A 16,887-nucleotide genomic window follows, 5' to 3' on the forward strand; every position below is an offset into this window, starting at 1 on the left:
GGGCAAGCCCGCTCCCACGGTGGGGGCGGGCTTGCCCCGCGATGAAGCCTGCATAGCCAACACACATCCAGAGTTTTGAAATGAGACTGTCCCGCTTCTTCATTGATGCCCCCCTGAGCCTCGGCGAGCACGACTTGCCCGAAGCCCAGGCCCACTATATCGGCCGGGTGCTGCGCATGGCCGCTGGTGACGCCGTGCAGCTGTTCGACGGCAGCGGCCAGGAGTTCCTTGGCCAGTTGCTCGAAGTCGGCAAGAAAACCGTACGGGTTCAGTTAAACGAAACCATAGCCGGGCAAGCAGAGTCCGGTCTGAAGGTTCACCTCGGCCAGGGCTTGTCCCGCGGCGAACGAATGGACTGGGCGATCCAGAAAGCCACCGAGCTGGGCGCCAATGTCATCACCCCGATCGTCAGCGAACGCTGTGAAGTGCGCCTGAAGGACGAGCGCGCAGATAAACGCCTGGCCCACTGGCGCCAGGTGGCAATCAGCGCCTGTGAACAATGTGGCCGCTCGAGCGTGCCACAGATCAACCCGCCGGTACTCTTGGCCGACTGGCTCAAGGCCTGTGATGAACAGCTCAAGCTGGTCCTGCACCCGGTGGCCGAGCCGCTGGTCAGCCATCAGAAGCCGCACAGCCTGGCGTTCCTGATCGGTCCGGAAGGCGGTTTGAGCGAGGCCGAAGTCGAACAGGCCAAGGCCGCCGGTTTCCATGCCGCCCGCCTCGGCCCACGGGTCCTGCGTACCGAAACCGCGCCGGTGGTGGCGTTAGCCGTTGCCCAACAGCTATGGGGCGACTTCTAGAGCACGTAAAAAAACACGGCGATGAAGTGCAGCAGGCTGCCGGCGATGACAAACAGGTGCCAGATGCCATGCCAGTGGCGAAAGCGGCTGTCATAGGCAAAGAAGATGATGCCGATGGTGTAGAACGCACCACCGGCAGCCAGCCAGGCAAACCCGGCAGCCCCAAGACTGGCCAGCAACGGTTTGACCGCGACCAGCACGATCCAGCCCATCACGGCATAGATAATGATCGACAGCACCCGGGCCTCAGAACGCGGCTTGATCTCCTGAAGCATGCCGATCACTGCCAGCCCCCACACTACCCCGAACAGGCTCCAGCCCCAGGGCCCGCGTAAACTGACCAGGCAGAAAGGCGTATAGCTGCCGGCAATCAGCAAATAGATCGACAAGTGATCGAGCTTGCGCATCACCACCTTGGCCTTGCCGCGCACGCTGTGATAGACCGTCGAGATGCTATAGAGCAACAGCAAGGTAAAGCCGTAGATCGCCAGGCTGACGATCTTCCAGGGATCGCCCTGCAGACTGGCCACCACCAGCAACCAGATAGCGCCAATACAGGCCAGCACCGCGCCGACCAGGTGCGTCCAGGCATTGAAACGTTCACCGTGATACATGCAACAGGGTCCTCCGAACAACGGACAGGCTTCCCATCCTACACAGGCAAATGTTTCAAACCAGCCCTGCCCCCTCAAGCAACTGCTCAAGCGCCGGAAGGTCCGGCACCCTGGCGACCTGATCGCCAACCTGAACCGCCGCCAGTTCCAGCGCCGCCAGTGGCACATCTACGTAGTTGAGTTGGCTGTCGAGCTTGCACGAGCGCGGAATGCCCTGCACCAGCACGGCGATGAAGCGCAAACGACTGCCACCCAGCGCGTTGAGCACGACAATCCGCGCCCGTTCCCCCACCCGCACCTGCCCCCCACACGCCGCCTCGAAACTGAGCAAGGGCAGACGCTGGTTGCGCCAGTCGATCCAGCCCAGCATCCAGTCTGGCTGCTCAGGCGCCGGGGTACCGGCCTGATAACCGATCAATTCGGCCACCGCGACGTTGGGCAGCACCAGGCAGCGATCACCCAGCGCCAGCAGCAGGCCCGTCAGGCTGCTGCGTCGACCATTGCGGGCGGTTTGCTCAAGCATGACGGCTACTCCAAAGCGCAATACTCTGCAGCAACACCGACTCCTGATAGGGTTTGCCCAGGTAGTCGTTGACACCGATGGACATGGCGCGGTCACGGTGTTTCTGTCCGGTTCGCGAGGTGATCATGATGATCGGCAGGTCCTTCAAGTTCGGATCGTGACGAATCTGCGTGGCCACCTCGAAACCGTCCATGCGCGGCATCTCGATGTCCAGCAGGAGAATATCCGGACGATGCTCCTGCAACAGTGCCATCGCATCGACGCCATCCTTGGCGGTCAGCACGTTCATACCGTGGCGCTCAAGCAGACGGCCGGTGACTTTGCGCACCGTTACCGAGTCATCGACCACCATCACCAGCAACGGCCGCTTCGGCGCCCGCTCGATCTGCTGCTGGCGCAAGTGGGTAGTACTCCCTGCTTGCTGGACGTGGCGCTGTTGCAAGCCACGCAACTGCCCGGGCAGGTCAAGAATCAGCACCACCCGGCCATCGCCCAGCAACGTCGCCCCGGACAATCCCTGGACACTGGCAAACTGCGGGCCCAGGCTCTTGACCACGATTTCGCGGCTGGCCGCCAGGCTGTCGACCTGAATCGCAAACTGCTGCTCGTGAGAATGCACCAGCAACACCGGTAACGGCAGGCTCTGGCCCAGCAGGCGCGGTTGCACTGCCCCTTGCAGCAGTTCACCGAGGTAGCGCAGTTCGTAACGCTGCCCGGCGTATTCATAGTGCGGCGAATCTAGCTGATAGCAGGTTTCCAGCTCGGCAGGTGGCACCCGCACGATGCCTTCGATGGTGTTGAGCGGCACGGCATACTGCTCCTCGCCGTACTGCACCATCAATGCCCGATTGACAGATACGGTGAACGGCAATCGAATCAGAAAGCGCGCGCCCTTGCCTGGACTGGACTCGATCACCATCGAGCCACCCAGTTGCTTGACCTCTTCGTGGACCACATCCATGCCCAGGCCGCGTCCGGATATCTGGGTAATTTTCTCGGCCGTGGAGAACCCCGGCTGGAGGATGAACTGCATGACCTCATGGTCGCTGAGCAGCGCTACGGGATCGAGCAGGCCGCGCTTGATCGCCTTGCGCCGCACGGCCTCCAGTGGCACGCCAGCGCCGTCGTCGGTCATTTCAATGACGATGTCGGCGCCCTCGTGCAACAAGGTCAGTAAAATCAGCCCCTGCTCCGGTTTGCCGGCGGCCAGACGCACATCACGGGATTCCAGGCCATGATCGACGGCATTGCGCAGCATGTGTTCCAGCGGCGCTACCATGCGCTCCAGCACACTGCGGTCCATCTCGCCTTCGGCATTGCCGACCACCAGCTCGACCTGCTTGCCCAGCTCGCTGGCCACCTGCCGCACGACACGTTGCAAGCGTGGTACCAGGCGCTCGAAAGGTACCATGCGCGTGCGCATCAGGCCTTCCTGCAACTCGCTGTTGACCCGCCCCTGCTGCTGCAGCAGGCTTTGCGCATCCTGGGCGCGCAACGCCAGGGTTTCCTTGAGATCGAGGAGGTCGGACGCCGACTCGAACAAGGCCCGGGACAGCTGTTGCAACTGTGAATGACGGTCCATTTCCAGCGGGTCGAAGTCGTCGTAGACCTGGCCATCGCCATCCCCCTGCTGACGGCTGAGGATCCGCCCCTGGGTTTCGCTGTCCAGCCGGCGCAACTGATCACGCATGCGCTCCAGCGTGGTTTCCATCTCGCTCAGCGCCACCTGGGCATCATTGACCTGCTGCTCGATGCGCCCACGAATGATCGAATGCTCGCCGGCCAGGTTACCCAGGTCATCAAGCAGGTCCGAGGCCACCTTGACCATGTCCACTGGCCCACGCTCGGGCACTGCCACCGGCACTTCCAGCGGTGCTGTTTCAGGGCTGGACTGATGGGCAGCGGTATCAGCCAGTGCCGCACTGCTGAAGTTGCGAATGTAGTCGATCAGTGCTGTAGCGGCGTGCAGCGGTTGTTGCAGGCGCACCGCGTCGAGCATGTGAGCCAGACGGTCATGGCAATTTTGCAACAAGCTGAACAGCGCCACACTGGGCTGCAGTTGCCCGGCAGCCAACAGCTCATAAAGAAACTCCAGCTCATGGGCCAAGTCGCCGATCGGTGCAATCTCGACCATGCGTGCGCCGCCCTTGAGGGTATGCAGGTCGCGCAACAGGTTCTCCACCTCGACGGCATTGCGCGGCTCGGCCTGCCAGCGCAGCAAGGCTGCCCCAGAGCTTTCGACGATATCGAAGCTCTCTTCAAGGAAAATCTCCAGCAGCTCCTTGTCGCCGGCTTCCTGTACCGGGTCAGCGGCCTTGTCCACTGCCACCGCGCAAGGTGCGCTATGGCGATACTCACGCAGCGCCGCCAGCAACTCCACCGCAGGCGCGGGCGAACGGCCCGTCTGCAGTTGCTCAAGCACCTGGGCCAACTGGGCATGGCTGCTTCTGAGCAAGGTGAACAGTTCAGGTGTTGGGGCGAAACGTCGATCAACCAAGCCTTCGTACAACAGCTCCAGTTCCTGGGCGAGTACCTCGACCACGCCGATCGCGGCCATCTGCGCACCGCCTTTGAGGGTCTGCAGGTCGCGTTGCAGCGACGACAACGCCGAGGCATTGTCCATGTCGGCGAGCCAGCGTTCCAAAGCCTGGTTGGCACTTTGCAGCACATCGCTGGCTTCTTCGAGAAACAGCTCGACCACCGCAGGATCTGCCGCCAGGGCTGCCGTTGCAGCGCCCAGATCGGCGATCTGCACCTGGCCATCACGATGGCTGATCAGACCTGTGGCGTTTGGCGCCAGCGCTTCGTCGAGCAGTTCGCGCAAAGCTGCGAGGCGTTCGGGATGAGGGTCCACTTCTTGACCGGCGGCAAGCTGGTCGAGCATATCGATCAGCGCCTCGTGGGCCAGCTGTGCCTGTTCGAAGAAACGTGCGCTGACCGCCAGGCTGCTTTCCTCGACTGCACCGTACAGGTCCAGCAGCGCCTCGCACAGTTCATCCATCTGCCACAGGTCAGCCAGGTGGGCGCTCTGGCCCAGGATGGTGAGTTCATCGAGCAGTGCACTGAGCTCCTGACGCTCACCCGGGTGCTCTTGCCAGCGCAACAACAGCGATTCGGCATCAAGCAGAATATCCATGCCCTGGGCGAGGAAGCTGGCAATCAGTTGCGGATCGCGCTTGACCCGCCCGCCCTGGCTCGGCACCTGCAGTAGGGCAAGCAGCCGCGCTTCGACCACTTGGTGGATTTCCTCGATCAGGGTCGAAGCGCCATTAATTGCCGCCAGTGGCGCGCTGGACAATTGCTCCAGACCCCGGCGCAACAGCGGCTCGGCGCTTTCCAACAGGTAGATTTCTTCAAGCTCGAAAGCCAGTTGATGCGCCTTGAATTCCCGCGCCAACAGGTCAAGTGCGGCGGCCAGTTCGGCGATAGGTGCGACCCCGGCCATGGCAGCGCTGCCTTTGAGGGTGTGAAAAGCACGTTGCAAAGTGTCGCTGACCGGTTGCGGCAAATGCTGCTCGGCCGCGGCCAGGAAGCTGTCGAGGCTGGCCAGATGACCTTCGGCTTCGTTGCGGAAAATCTCCAGCAGTTGCGGGTCGATGGCCTCGCTGGCGTCAGCGTCACGGGGGGCGTCATTCATCGCCAGCGCATGCAGACGCAAGGCCAACTGCTCGACGTCTTTGCCCGCCTGCACCTGCCTGTTGGCAAAGGCCGCAAGCAGCCCGGGTATCAGCCCCAATGCCTGCTGCAGGCCAGCCAGGGGCGCGGCGCCAATTTCCACGCGGCCCTCAAGCACCCGATTGAGCAGGTGCTCAGCCGCCCAGGCCAGCTCCGCCAACCCTTGCGCCCCGACCATCCGCCCGCTGCCCTTGACGGTGTGCAGGCCTCGACGCAGTTCTACCAGGGCATCGCGGTCGGCAGTGTCGGCCTGCCAACGTGCCCATTGTTCATTCAGCTGAGGCAGTAACTCATCAGCTTCTTCGAGGAACACCTCGCGCAGCTCATCATCGACCACCGGTTGTTCGATAACCGGCGCCTTGATGTCCACCACCTCAGGCTCGGGCTCCGGCGCATAGCCCAGCGCGGCCAGGCTGGCCTGGGCCGCATCGAGAAAGTGCCTGGGGTTGGCCTGTGGATCGGCGATCAACCATTGCAGGTAACATTCACAGGCGCTCAGCGCATCCGCCAGTTGCGCCAGGGCCGTGGCATCCGGTGGCGCGGCGCCGAGCATGTTCGCCTGGACATAATCACCACAACGGCCGAGCAAGGCGCCAGCACGGGGCAGCATAAGCATCGCCAGAGCGCCGCGAATCTGCTGCAGCAAGCCCGGTAGCACCAGCAGACGCTGGGGTTGCCAGCCGGCATCGAGGCAATCGCCGATCTGGTCCTTGACCTGCTGCAACACCGCATGTGCCTCTTCGAGCACCAACTGGCGGATTTCAGCCAGGTCAATACCGGGCAGCGAACTCTGGTTCGGGTGTTGCTCCAGCGGACCGACCATGCCCGCCAGGGTCGCTTCGACATACAACAGCGCCCCGGCGACATCCATCAACACAGCATCGTCCGGCACACGCTGGCCCTGGGCCAGACTCTGCAGCACCAGCACCTGGTCGATAATCACCCGGCGGGGCTGGCCGAAGCCGAGCACGGCCAGGGTGTCGGCGATCTGTCGCAGGGGCGACAACAAGGGTTGCAGGTCGTCCAGGCGCTGACGGTCACCACGCACAAACAGGTCCAGGCGCTCCTTGACCCGCATCAGGTCCTCACACAGCGCAGCCACCACCGAACGCAAGGCATCGCGATCGGAGCCGGCCTGCAGGCGCTCACGCAAAGAGCTCAGGGACAGGTCGAGATTGGCCAGCTCCTCTGCCGCCACCGGCGCCGCGCCTGACAGGCTGCCCGGGGCCAGCGCTGCGACGCCACGCTCGGCACGCAGCTGGTTGAGCACCGGCAGCACCACCAGCGGCAAGTCACGGCGGGCACTACGAAGCCGCTCAAGGTACAGCGGCAACTGTTCAAGGCCGCGAAACAAGGCGCCCAGGGCCTCCCCGCGCTGGCCGACGTGTTTTTCCCTGAGGGCCAGCCCCAATTGCTCCAGCTCTTCGGCCAGCAACGCGGCACCACTGAGTTCGAGCATCACCAGGCAGCCGCAAACCTGGTGCAGGTTGTCGATAAACCCGACCAAGTCATCTTCGTCGCCAGGTTCCGCGCAATAGTGCTCCAACGCCAGGCGCGCCTGGGCCAGGCAATCAGCGATGGCACCCTTGACCCAGGCCAAGGCTACCGTATCGTGCCACTCAGCCATATCTGCTCCCGTTGCCATGGTCACGTGCGTGTGCTCAACGTGGCAGCGTCGGTGGCAGGGTAAAGCCGGACACCGAGCGGCGCATTTCACTGGCCATGCGGGCCAGGTTGCCGATGCTTTCGGCGGTCGCGCTCGAACCTGCCGACGTCTGTGAAGTGATCTGCTGGATCACCGCCATGGTATGCGAGATCTGCCCGGCCGATGAGGTCTGCAGCTGGGCGGCATCGGAGATGCTGTGGATAAGCTCGGCAAGGGTTTGTGACACCCCTTCGATTTCCTCCAGGGCTACGCCGGCATCCTGGGCCAGGCGCGCACCGCGCACCACTTCAGCGGTGGTCTGCTCCATGGAGATCACCGCCTCGTTGGTGTCGGTCTGAATGGTGCGCACCAGCGCCTCGATCTGCCGGGTAGCCGAGGATGATCGTTCAGCCAGGCGCTGTACCTCGTCGGCGACCACAGCAAAGCCGCGCCCCGCCTCCCCGGCCAATGACGCCTGGATCGCCGCATTGAGGGCGAGGATATTGGTCTGGTCGGCAATGTCATCGATCAGACTGACGATATCGCCAATCTCCTGGGAGGACTCGCCCAGGCGCTTGATCCGTTTGGCGGTGTCCTGGATCTGCTCGCGAATGTTGTCCATGCCGTGGATGGTGTTGTGCACCACCTCGTTGCCCTTGTTGGCAATGGCCACCGAACGCTCAGCGACCTTCGCCGACTCGTAGGCATGGGTGGAAACCCGGTCGATGGATTCGGCCATGTCACCGACAGCCACCGAGGCCTCGGCGATCTGCTCAGCCTGGTGCTCCGAGGCCTTGGCCAACTGGCGGGCCGTGGTCTGGGTGTCCTGCACGGCGCTGGCCACCTCCTCGGCGCTGAGGTTGATGGTAGCCACCAGGTCTCGCAGTTGGTCGATGGAATAGTTGATCGAGTCGGCAATGGCGCCGGTGAAGTCTTCAGTGACCGACACCATCACGGTCAGGTCGCCATCGGCCAAGTCTTCAATCTCGTCGAGCAGGCGCATGATCGCTTGCTGGTTGCGTTCATTCATTTGCGCGGTTTCGCGCAGTTGCCGATGGGTCTCGCGGACCATCACCAGGCCTATCAGGATGATCGACGCCAGTGCCAGCAGGCCCAGCACATAGCCGCCGACGGTATCCAGGGTGCGCCCTCCCGCCAGGTTCTCGAAGCCGTTGGCCAGGCGCGAGGCTTCATCGAGCAGGGTCTGCGACTGGTTGAAGATGCTCCCGGCCGCCTCGCGCACCCGGAACAGCTCCGGCGATGTCTCGAGAATTTCATCCACGGAGCCGGCAACGAACTGGAACAATTCGGCAATATCTGCCAACCGTGCCCGGGCATCCGCATCCTGGACGCGGGTGACCTGGATGCTCGGGTTGCCAGCAAGCATGCCCTCGAGCACCTGGCCGAAGCGGCTGGCATCGCGACCGAAGGCGTCTGCCGCTTGTACGGCGGTGTCATCACCGGCCAGTACGGTGTTGACTGAACCGAGGATGCGCTCGGCAAGCAGCGACTGGCGCTGGGCCACCGCGACCTGATTGGCCGGTGCGCCGCTCTGCAGCAGGATCTCGACGACTTTTTCGTATTCAACCTGAAGTTGCGGCACGGTCTCGGCCAGGGTCGCGGCGACCTGATGCAACGACAGCACGGTCTGCTCGCTGGCCAGAATGGTATCGGTGTTCTTGCGCAGACCTTCCCAATCGCGCAGTACCGCATCCATTTCATTGCGCACTGCCGCTGGTGCAGCGGGCAGGCCGGTGGCCGCGTCACCTTTTTTCAGATAGCCCCAGCGCTGCTCGAAGTCGTTACGCGCCTCACTGAGCAGACGAAACGCCCGCGCCTTGCCCGCTGCCGCCTCGGTGGCGTTCTTGGCAATGCGCTGGGACAACACCCGCAACTCACCGGCGTGGCCGATGTACTGCTTGTCGTAATTGGCCTGGGTGTTGAGGTAGGCGAAGTTGGCGAACAGCAGGATGATCGACAGGATCAGCACGACGAACAACGCCGCGATCCGGGCGCTGCTGCGCGAGCCTTGGGTTGCAGTAGCCGTAGTGGTCTTGGTCACGTATCAGGCATTCCTTTACAACGCCACGTCGAGAAAGCCCGGCGCCTGGGCTAAGGCCTGCGGGCTGAAAATGGCCCAGCAGCGTTGCTGCTGGAAATGACCTTGGACAAAAGGTTCCGCACCGCTGAGCAAGGGGCTGGGCGGCGACAGTTCGAGGCTGTGCAGGGGGAAATGCTGCAACCCCAACACCTCATCGACCAGCAGCCCGGCAAACAACTCCTCATGGTCGAGCACCAGCACCCGACGCTGCTTGCGCGGGGCCGACAGGCCCAGGCCGAAGAAACCGCACAGGTCCATGACCGGCAGCAGCCGCCCGCGCAGGTTGGCCACACCGCTGACCCAGGGCTTGACCCCGGGAATCCGACTCAGGCGCGGCTCGTGCAGGACTTCGGCAACCTCGCCCATGGGCGCGACAAACCACTGTTCGCCGATGCGAAAGCCGATGCCGCTCCAGCTCTGCAGGCGGGTTTCCTGCAGCGGCAGGTCGGCGGCCAGCAGCCGGCAGCGCCGGTCGATGTCCAGCAACAGCTCGAAGGCCGTCAGCGACTCGCCCATGGGCTGGGTGGTCAACCTTTGAGGACGCCGTTGAGCACCTTGATCAGGGTCTCTTCATCCACTGGCTTGGTCAGGTAGTCGCTGGCGCCTTGGCGCTTGCCCCAGACCTTGTCGGTTTCCTGATCCTTGGTGGTGACGATGATTACCGGGATATGTGCGGTCTCTGGAGTCTTGCTCAACTGGCGGGTGGCCTGAAAGCCGTTGACCCCAGGCATGACGATATCCATCAGCACCGCGTCGGGCTGTTCCTGACGTGCCAGGGCTACCCCATCGGCGCCGTTTTCGGCCTTGAGCACCTGATGCCCGTGCTTTTCGAGCATTCCGGTCAGTTTGTACATTTCGGTCGGCGAATCGTCGACGATCAGAACTCGGGCCATGCTGTTCCCCATTAAAGGAATGGACGCCGCTGCCAGGGCGCGGCGTCAGGGTGCGTGTTGTTCTTCTGCGGCGAACCCGGGCACATGGGCCCTGATTGCGTCCAGCAGTTCTTCCTTGCTGAAAGGTTTGGTCAAAAATTGATCGGAGCCGACCACGCGGCCCCTGGCCTTGTCGAACAGGCCGTCACGGGACGACAGGAGAATCACCGGCGTGTCCTTGAAGGCAGTGTTGTGCTTGATCAGGGCGCAGGTCTGATAGCCATCCAGACGCGGCATCAGCACATCGACAAAAATGATCTGCGGATGCTGGTCGACGATCTTGGCCAGGGCATCAAACCCATCGGTAGCCGTAATGACCTCGCAGCCTGCTTCCGTGAGCAACATTTGAGCGGTACGACGAATCGTTTTGGAGTCATCGATCACCATCACTTTCAGTGCCGCGCCGGGCTGTTCCATAATTGCTCTACCATCGCTGCTCAGGCGTCGCCTGGAAGGGCCGTGCAGGCCACGTGCCAGGCCTTTTTAGCACACTCTGGGGGTGCATTCCATCGGCCCGCGCCACGGCCCGGCGCGCCGCCGCCCAGGATGCGTTTTTCCCTTGACCGCCAGCGCTGCGAGCGCCACCCTGACGCCACTTTTCATTTGAGCCAATGCGGCACAATACCGCTGAGAGGATATAGCCCATGAGCGTTCGCCTCGGGATTGTCATGGACCCCATCGCGTCCATCTCCTACAAAAAGGACAGCTCGCTGGCCATGTTGCTCGCCGCCCAGGAGCGCGGCTGGTCGCTGTTCTACATGGAACAACAGGACCTTTACCAAGGCCAGGGCCTGGCCCGCGCGCGGATGCGCCCGTTGAAGGTGTTTGCCGACCCGCAGCACTGGTTCGAGCTGGAAGCCGAGCAGGACAACGCCCTGAGCGACCTGGACGTGATTCTGATGCGCAAGGATCCGCCGTTCGACATGGAGTTCGTCTACAGCACTTACTTGCTGGAGCAGGCCGAAGCTGCTGGCGTGCTGGTGGTCAACCGCCCGCAGAGCCTGCGCGACTGCAACGAGAAGCTGTTCGCCACGCTGTTCCCGCAGTGCACGCCGCCAACCCTGGTCAGCCGTCGCCCGGACATCATTCGCGAATTCGCCGCCGAGCATGGCGACGTGATCCTCAAGCCGCTGGACGGTATGGGCGGCACCTCGATCTTCCGCCACCGTGTCGGCGACCCGAACCTCTCGGTGATTCTCGAAACCCTGACCGCCTTTGGCGCCCAGCAGATCATGGCGCAGGCCTATCTGCCGGCAATCAAGGATGGCGACAAGCGCATCCTGATGATCGATGGCGAACCTGTGCCCTACTGCCTGGCGCGCATCCCGGCCAGCGGCGAAACCCGTGGCAACCTGGCCGCCGGTGGCCGCGGCGAAGCCCGCCCGCTGACCGACCGCGATCGCTGGATTGCCGAACAGGTCGGCCCGACCCTGCGCGAGAAAGGCCTGCTGTTCGTCGGCCTGGACGTGATTGGCGAGCACCTGACCGAAATCAACGTCACCAGCCCGACCTGCATCCGTGAAATCGACAACGCCTTTGGCACCCGCATTGGCGTGCAGTTGATGGATGCCATTGATCGCAAGCTCAAGGCGCGCTGACCGCCGACGCGGAGCAACCGCGCAGAGTGGGGTATCATGCCGGTCGTTTTTTTGACCTGTGCACCCACTCTGCCGGTTTTCCCCCGGCCTCGCGGCTGCTGGATACCTGATGACGCTGCCTGCTGACATCCCTGCCGACCTTACCCCGCCCCGCGTTCGTCCGGCGGATCGGCTCGGCTTTACCTTGTTTCTGGCAGCCCTGGTGCACCTGGCGCTGATTCTCGGCCTGGGCTTTTCCTTCGCCAAGCCGGAAGAAATCCGCCGCACCATGGAAATCACCCTGGCGACCTTCAAGAGCGAAAAAGCTCCGCAGAAGGCAGACTACCTGGCCCAGGACAACCAACAGGGCAGCGGCACCCTGGACAAGAAAGCAGTGCCGAAAACCACCGAAGTCGCGCCGTTCCAGGACAGCAAGATCAACAAGGTGACGCCGCCCCCGGCCGCCAAACCTGAAGTGCAGCCGCAACCGGCGCCGCCCAAGGCCGTGGTCACCACCCAGGCGCCAAAGCCGCAAAAAGTCGAAACCCGGCCAAAGGAAGCCAAGCCGCAGCCAAAACCCAAGGCTGCAACCCCGGATTTTGACAGCTCACAGCTGTCCAGCCAGATCGCCAGTCTCGAAGCCGAGCTCTCCAACGAGCAACAGCTGTACGCCAAACGGCCACGCATCCACCGCCTCAATGCCGCCTCGACCATGCGCGACAAAGGTGCCTGGTACAAAGACGAATGGCGCAAGAAGGTCGAGCGCATCGGCAACCTCAATTACCCGGACGAAGCCCGTCGCCAGCAGATCTACGGCAACCTGCGACTAATGGTCTCGATCAACCGCGACGGCTCGCTCTATGAAGTGCTGGTGCTGGAATCTTCCGGCCAGCCGCTGCTCGACCAGGCCGCCCAGCGTATCGTCCGCCTAGCGGCACCATTTGCACCGTTTACCGGTGATCTGGCGGATATCGACCGGCTGGAGATCATTCGCACCTGGCGTTTCGCCCGGGGAGACCGTCTGTCCAGCAACTGACCTGTGAGCGGGCTTGTCAGTCCGCCGCCCCGACGCCACACTATCAACCATGAAAACCTTCAGCCCGAGTTACCTCAAGCATCAGTTCCTGATTGCCATGCCACACATGGCCGACCCGAACTTCGCGCATACCTTGACCTACATCGTCGAGCACAACGCCAATGGCGCGATGGGGCTGGTGGTCAATCGGCCCCAGGAGCTGAACCTGGCAGATATCCTCGAGCAGCTGCGTCCGAACGTCGAGCCGCCGGCCAGCTGCATCCAGGTACCGATCTACATGGGCGGCCCGGTACAGACCGACCGCGGCTTCGTCCTGCACACCACCGAGAAGAGTTTCCAAGCCACTGTCGAGCTTGATGGCCTGTCGCTGACCACCTCCCAGGATGTACTGTTCGCCATCGCCGACGGCAGCGGACCGAAACAGAGCCTGATCACCCTTGGCTATGCGGGCTGGGAAGCCGGCCAGTTGGAAGCCGAGCTGGCCGACAACGCCTGGCTGAACTGCCCGTTCGACCCCGAAATCATCTTCGGTATGGCTTGTGAGCAGCGTCTTGAAGCCGCAGCGCAAAGCCTGGGCATCAACCTGAGCCTGCTCACCAGCCAGGCGGGGCACGCCTGATGGCCGAGTTACGCCTGCTGCTGGGCTTTGACTACGGCACCAAACAGATCGGTGTCGCCGTCGGCCAGGTGATTACCGGCCAAGCCCGCGAGCTATGTACCCTCAAGGCCCAGAACGGTGTGCCGGACTGGACCCAGGTGGAAAAGCTCATCAAGGAATGGAAGCCCGATGCCATTGTCGTCGGCCTGCCGCTGAACATGGACGGCACCCCCAGCGAAATGAGCGAGCGCGCCGAAAAGTTCGCTCGTCGCCTGAACGGCCGCTTCAACCTGCCCGTGCATACCCACGACGAACGCCTGACCACCTTCGAAGCCAAGGGCGAGCGCATGGCCCGCGGCGGCCAGCGTGGCAGTTACCGCGACAACCCGGTGGACGCCATTGCCGCCGCCCTGCTGCTGCAGGGCTGGCTGGAGGCCAATACCGGGCAATCCTGATCATCGGATTCAAGCCGGGCCAGCGCTGCGCCCCCGGCCTCTTGAGGAGCAAGCATGAGCCTACCCAATCCCGCCGAACTGATCCGGCAGATGGCTGTCGACCTTCGTGCCCATCTGGCCCGGCGCAATATTACCGAGCCGCGCTTCATCGGCATCCGCACCGGGGGCATCTGGGTTGCCCAGGCCCTGCTCGAAGAACTCGGCAGCGATGCCGCCCTGGGCACCCTGGACGTCTCGTTCTATCGCGATGACTTCAGCCAGAACGGCCTGCACCCGCAAGTGCGCCCTTCGCAGCTGCCGTTCGAGATCGAAGGCCAGCACCTGATTCTGGTGGATGACGTGCTGATGAGCGGTCGCACCATCCGCGCCGCCCTCAACGAACTGTTCGACTATGGCCGCCCGGCCAGCGTGACCCTGGTCTGCCTGCTTGACCTCGATGCTGGCGAATTGCCGATCCGCCCGAATGTAGTCGGTGCGACGCTGTCGCTGGCCGCCCATGAACGGGTAAAATTGACCGGACCCGCACCGCTCGCCCTCGAGCGCCAGGACCTCGCCTCCGCTTCCGCCCTTTAAGAGTCCCTCGCGATGACGCCAATCGACGCCAAGCGCCCGCTGCAGCTCAATGATCAGGGCCAGCTGCGCCACTTTCTCTCGCTCGACGGTTTGCCCCGCGAACTGCTGACCGAAATCCTCGACACCGCCGATTCCTTCCTTGAGGTCGGCGCTCGGGCCGTTAAAAAGGTCCCGTTGCTGCGCGGCAAGACCGTCTGCAATGTGTTCTTCGAGAACTCCACCCGCACCCGTACCACCTTCGAACTGGCCGCCCAGCGACTGTCGGCCGACGTGATCACCCTGAATGTGTCGACTTCCTCGACCAGCAAGGGCGAAACCCTGTTCGACACCCTGCGCAACCTCGAAGCCATGGCCGCCGACATGTTTGTCGTGCGCCACGGCGACTCAGGTGCCGCGCACTTCATCGCCGAGCACGTTTGCCCGGAGGTGGCGATCATCAACGGCGGCGACGGCCGTCACGCTCACCCGACCCAGGGCATGCTCGACATGCTCACCATTCGTCGGCACAAGGGCGGCTTCGAGAACCTCTCGGTGGCCATCGTCGGCGACATCCTGCACTCACGGGTTGCACGCTCGAACATGCTTGCCCTGAAAACCCTGGGTTGCCCGGACATCCGCGTGATCGGCCCGAAAACCCTGCTGCCGATCGGTATCGAGCAGTACGGCGTGAAGGTCTACACCGACCTCGAACAGGGCCTCAAGGATGTTGACGTGGTGATCATGCTGCGCCTGCAGCGTGAGCGCATGACGGGTGGCCTGCTGCCCAGCGAAGGCGAGTTCTACCGCCTGTTCGGCCTGACTACCGCACGTCTGGCCGGGGCCAAGCCCGATGCCATCGTCATGCACCCGGGGCCGATCAACCGCGGCGTGGAAATCGAATCGGCGGTGGCCGACGGTGCCCACTCGGTGATCCTCAACCAGGTCACCTACGGTATCGCCGTGCGCATGGCCGTACTGTCCATGGCCATGAGCGGACAGACCGCGCAACGTCAATTCGACCAGGAGAACGCCCAGTGACCCTCAGTATTCTCGGCGCCCGGGTCATCGACCCCCTGAGCGGCCTGGACCAGACCACTGACCTGCACATTGATGCCGGCAAGATCGTTGCCATCGGCGCAGCGCCCGCGGGCTTCACTCCGGCGCACAGCATCGACGCCCAGGGTCTGATCGCCGCCCCCGGCCTGGTCGACCTTAACGTCGCCCTGCGTGAACCGGGTTACAGCCGCAAAGGCAGCATCGCCAGCGAAACTCGCGCAGCAGCGGCGGGCGGCGTCACCAGCCTGTGCTGCCCGCCACACACCAAGCCGGTACTGGACACCTCGGCAGTCGCTGAGCTGATCCTCGACCGCGCCCGCGAAGCCGGACACAGCAAAGTGTTCCCGATCGGCGCCCTGAGCAAAGGCCTGGAAGGCGAACAGCTTGCAGAGCTCATTGCCCTGCGTGACGCCGGTTGCGTGGCTTTCGGCAACGGCCTGAATGCCTTTGGCAACAACCGCACCCTGGCCCGCGCCCTGGAGTACGCGGCAACCTTCGATCTGACGGTGATCTTCCACTCTCAGGACCGCGACCTGGCTCAAGGCGGCCTCGCCCACGAAGGCGCCATGGCCAGCTTCCTCGGCCTGCCGGGCATCCCGGAAACCGCCGAGACCGTGGCCCTGGCGCGCAACCTGCTGCTGGTCGAACAGACCGGCGTGCGTGCGCACTTCAGCCAGCTGACCAGTGCCCGCGGCGCGCGTCTGATCGCCCAGGCCCAGGAATTGGGACTGCCGGTCACCGCCGACGTCGCACTGTACCAGCTGATCCTCACCGACGAAGCGCTGCGCGATTTCTCCAGCCTGTATCACGTACAGCCACCACTACGCACCCGCGCCGACCGTGACGGCTTGCGCGAGGCAGTGAAGTCCGGGGTGATCCAGGCGATCTCCAGCCATCACCAGCCGCATGAACGTGACGCCAAGCTGGCACCGTTCGGTGCCACCGAGCCTGGCATCAGCAGCGTCGAGCTGCTGCTGCCATTGGCGATGACGCTGGTGGAAGATGGCTTGCTCGACCTGACAACTTTGTTGCAGCGTTTGTCCAGCGGCCCTGCCGAGGCCCTGCGCCTGCCGGCCGGACAACTGAAGGTTGGCGGTGCAGCCGACCTGGTGCTGTTCGATGCCAAGGCCTCGACCGTAGCGGGCGAGCAGTGGCGCTCCAAAGGCGACAACTGCCCGTTCATCGGCCACTGCCTGCCGGGCGCGGTGCGTTATACCTTGGTCGATGGGCATATCAGTCACGAGGCGTGATGCCACGCCCTGTAGGAGCCGGCCTTGCCGGCGATGGGCCGCGTAGCGGCCCCAATGTGGCAAGGCTTTGCCT

15 protein-coding genes are annotated in these 16,887 nt (G+C 63.4%); 8 read left to right on the forward strand and 7 right to left on the reverse strand.

Annotated features, from left to right (window positions below; translation table 11 throughout):
* The first annotated feature begins 80 nt into the window (after positions 1-80).
* A complete protein-coding gene (locus ACRESH_RS23140) occupies positions 81-800 on the forward strand; it encodes a 16S rRNA (uracil(1498)-N(3))-methyltransferase (protein ID WP_431744156.1) in 720 nt (239 codons plus the stop codon).
* On the opposite strand, the gene trhA is transcribed toward ACRESH_RS23140, so the two are convergent.
* From trhA to pilG, 7 genes are read right to left on the reverse strand one after another with little or no spacing between them, the layout of a single operon-like run.
* Positions 797-1,414 (reverse strand): PAQR family membrane homeostasis protein TrhA, encoded by a 618-nt coding sequence (trhA, locus tag ACRESH_RS23145; RefSeq protein WP_431744157.1) that lies wholly within the window; start codon positions 1,412-1,414, stop codon positions 797-799. The genes ACRESH_RS23140 and trhA overlap by 4 nt on opposite strands.
* Positions 1,415-1,469: 55 nt before the next feature.
* The gene (locus ACRESH_RS23150; RefSeq protein WP_431744158.1) at positions 1,470-1,937 is read right to left on the reverse strand and encodes a chemotaxis protein CheW; all 468 of its coding nucleotides are present in this window, start codon (positions 1,935-1,937) and stop codon (positions 1,470-1,472) included.
* Positions 1,930-7,239: an Hpt domain-containing protein gene (locus ACRESH_RS23155; RefSeq protein ID WP_431744159.1), complete on the reverse strand. Its 5,310-nt coding sequence runs from the start codon at positions 7,237-7,239 to the stop codon at positions 1,930-1,932. Before ACRESH_RS23155 ends, ACRESH_RS23150 begins: the two co-directional genes overlap by 8 nt.
* Positions 7,240-7,273: 34 nt before the next feature.
* Entirely contained in the window at positions 7,274-9,319 is a 2,046-nt protein-coding gene (locus ACRESH_RS23160) for a methyl-accepting chemotaxis protein (RefSeq protein ID WP_431744160.1), read from the reverse strand.
* Positions 9,320-9,334: 15 nt separating this feature from the next.
* Entirely contained in the window at positions 9,335-9,889 is a 555-nt protein-coding gene (locus ACRESH_RS23165) for a chemotaxis protein CheW (protein ID WP_431744161.1), read from the reverse strand.
* Positions 9,886-10,251 carry a twitching motility response regulator PilH gene (gene pilH, locus ACRESH_RS23170; protein ID WP_431744162.1) on the reverse strand — a complete coding sequence of 122 codons (366 nt, stop codon included), beginning with the start codon at positions 10,249-10,251 and terminating at the stop codon, positions 9,886-9,888. Before pilH ends, ACRESH_RS23165 begins: the two co-directional genes overlap by 4 nt.
* Positions 10,252-10,296: 45 nt before the next feature.
* Complete coding sequence (gene pilG, locus ACRESH_RS23175; protein WP_431744163.1) at positions 10,297-10,707, reverse strand: twitching motility response regulator PilG; 411 nt, start codon at positions 10,705-10,707, stop codon at positions 10,297-10,299.
* A gap of 227 nt (positions 10,708-10,934) precedes the next feature.
* On the opposite strand from pilG, the gene gshB reads away from it, so the two are divergent.
* The 7 genes from gshB to ACRESH_RS23210 all read left to right on the forward strand — a co-directional run bounded on the left by gshB (position 10,935) and on the right by ACRESH_RS23210 (position 16,814).
* Positions 10,935-11,888: a glutathione synthase gene (gshB, locus tag ACRESH_RS23180; RefSeq protein WP_431744164.1), complete on the forward strand. Its 954-nt coding sequence runs from the start codon at positions 10,935-10,937 to the stop codon at positions 11,886-11,888.
* Between the two features lie 109 nt (positions 11,889-11,997).
* The gene (locus ACRESH_RS23185) at positions 11,998-12,903 is read left to right on the forward strand and encodes a TonB family protein (protein ID WP_431744165.1); all 906 of its coding nucleotides are present in this window, start codon (positions 11,998-12,000) and stop codon (positions 12,901-12,903) included.
* Positions 12,904-12,952: 49 nt separating this feature from the next.
* Positions 12,953-13,522 carry a YqgE/AlgH family protein gene (locus ACRESH_RS23190; RefSeq protein ID WP_431744166.1) on the forward strand — a complete coding sequence of 190 codons (570 nt, stop codon included), beginning with the start codon at positions 12,953-12,955 and terminating at the stop codon, positions 13,520-13,522.
* Complete coding sequence (ruvX, locus tag ACRESH_RS23195) at positions 13,522-13,956, forward strand: Holliday junction resolvase RuvX (protein WP_431744167.1); 435 nt, start codon at positions 13,522-13,524, stop codon at positions 13,954-13,956. Before ACRESH_RS23190 ends, ruvX begins: the two co-directional genes overlap by 1 nt.
* 54 nt (positions 13,957-14,010) lie before the next feature.
* A complete protein-coding gene (pyrR, locus tag ACRESH_RS23200; RefSeq protein WP_431744168.1) occupies positions 14,011-14,529 on the forward strand; it encodes a bifunctional pyr operon transcriptional regulator/uracil phosphoribosyltransferase PyrR in 519 nt (172 codons plus the stop codon).
* A gap of 12 nt (positions 14,530-14,541) precedes the next feature.
* Positions 14,542-15,546 (forward strand): aspartate carbamoyltransferase catalytic subunit, encoded by a 1,005-nt coding sequence (locus ACRESH_RS23205; RefSeq protein ID WP_431744169.1) that lies wholly within the window; start codon positions 14,542-14,544, stop codon positions 15,544-15,546.
* Complete coding sequence (locus tag ACRESH_RS23210) at positions 15,543-16,814, forward strand: dihydroorotase (RefSeq protein ID WP_431744170.1); 1,272 nt, start codon at positions 15,543-15,545, stop codon at positions 16,812-16,814. Before ACRESH_RS23205 ends, ACRESH_RS23210 begins: the two co-directional genes overlap by 4 nt.
* Positions 16,815-16,887: the final 73 nt, after the last annotated feature.

It is taken from the genome of Pseudomonas sp., from assembly GCF_050739775.1.
Classification (GTDB): Bacteria; Pseudomonadota; Gammaproteobacteria; order Pseudomonadales; family Pseudomonadaceae; genus Aquipseudomonas.

Excerpts from the sequence above, each read along its gene's own strand:
- ACRESH_RS23190 (WP_431744166.1), top strand. The coding sequence starts at position 12,953 with ATGAAAACCTTCAGCCCGAGTTACCTCAAGCATCAGTTCCTGATTGCC.
- trhA (WP_431744157.1), bottom strand. The coding sequence starts at position 1,414 with ATGTATCACGGTGAACGTTTCAATGCCTGGACGCACCTGGTCGGCGCG.
- ACRESH_RS23185 (WP_431744165.1), top strand. The coding sequence starts at position 11,998 with ATGACGCTGCCTGCTGACATCCCTGCCGACCTTACCCCGCCCCGCGTT.
- ACRESH_RS23155 (WP_431744159.1), bottom strand. The coding sequence starts at position 7,239 with ATGGCTGAGTGGCACGATACGGTAGCCTTGGCCTGGGTCAAGGGTGCC.
- ruvX (WP_431744167.1), top strand. The coding sequence starts at position 13,522 with ATGGCCGAGTTACGCCTGCTGCTGGGCTTTGACTACGGCACCAAACAG.
- gshB (WP_431744164.1), top strand. The coding sequence starts at position 10,935 with ATGAGCGTTCGCCTCGGGATTGTCATGGACCCCATCGCGTCCATCTCC.
- pyrR (WP_431744168.1), top strand. The coding sequence starts at position 14,011 with ATGAGCCTACCCAATCCCGCCGAACTGATCCGGCAGATGGCTGTCGAC.
- pilG (WP_431744163.1), bottom strand. The coding sequence starts at position 10,707 with ATGGAACAGCCCGGCGCGGCACTGAAAGTGATGGTGATCGATGACTCC.
- ACRESH_RS23150 (WP_431744158.1), bottom strand. The coding sequence starts at position 1,937 with ATGCTTGAGCAAACCGCCCGCAATGGTCGACGCAGCAGCCTGACGGGC.
- ACRESH_RS23140 (WP_431744156.1), top strand. The coding sequence starts at position 81 with ATGAGACTGTCCCGCTTCTTCATTGATGCCCCCCTGAGCCTCGGCGAG.
- ACRESH_RS23205 (WP_431744169.1), top strand. The coding sequence starts at position 14,542 with ATGACGCCAATCGACGCCAAGCGCCCGCTGCAGCTCAATGATCAGGGC.
- pilH (WP_431744162.1), bottom strand. The coding sequence starts at position 10,251 with ATGGCCCGAGTTCTGATCGTCGACGATTCGCCGACCGAAATGTACAAA.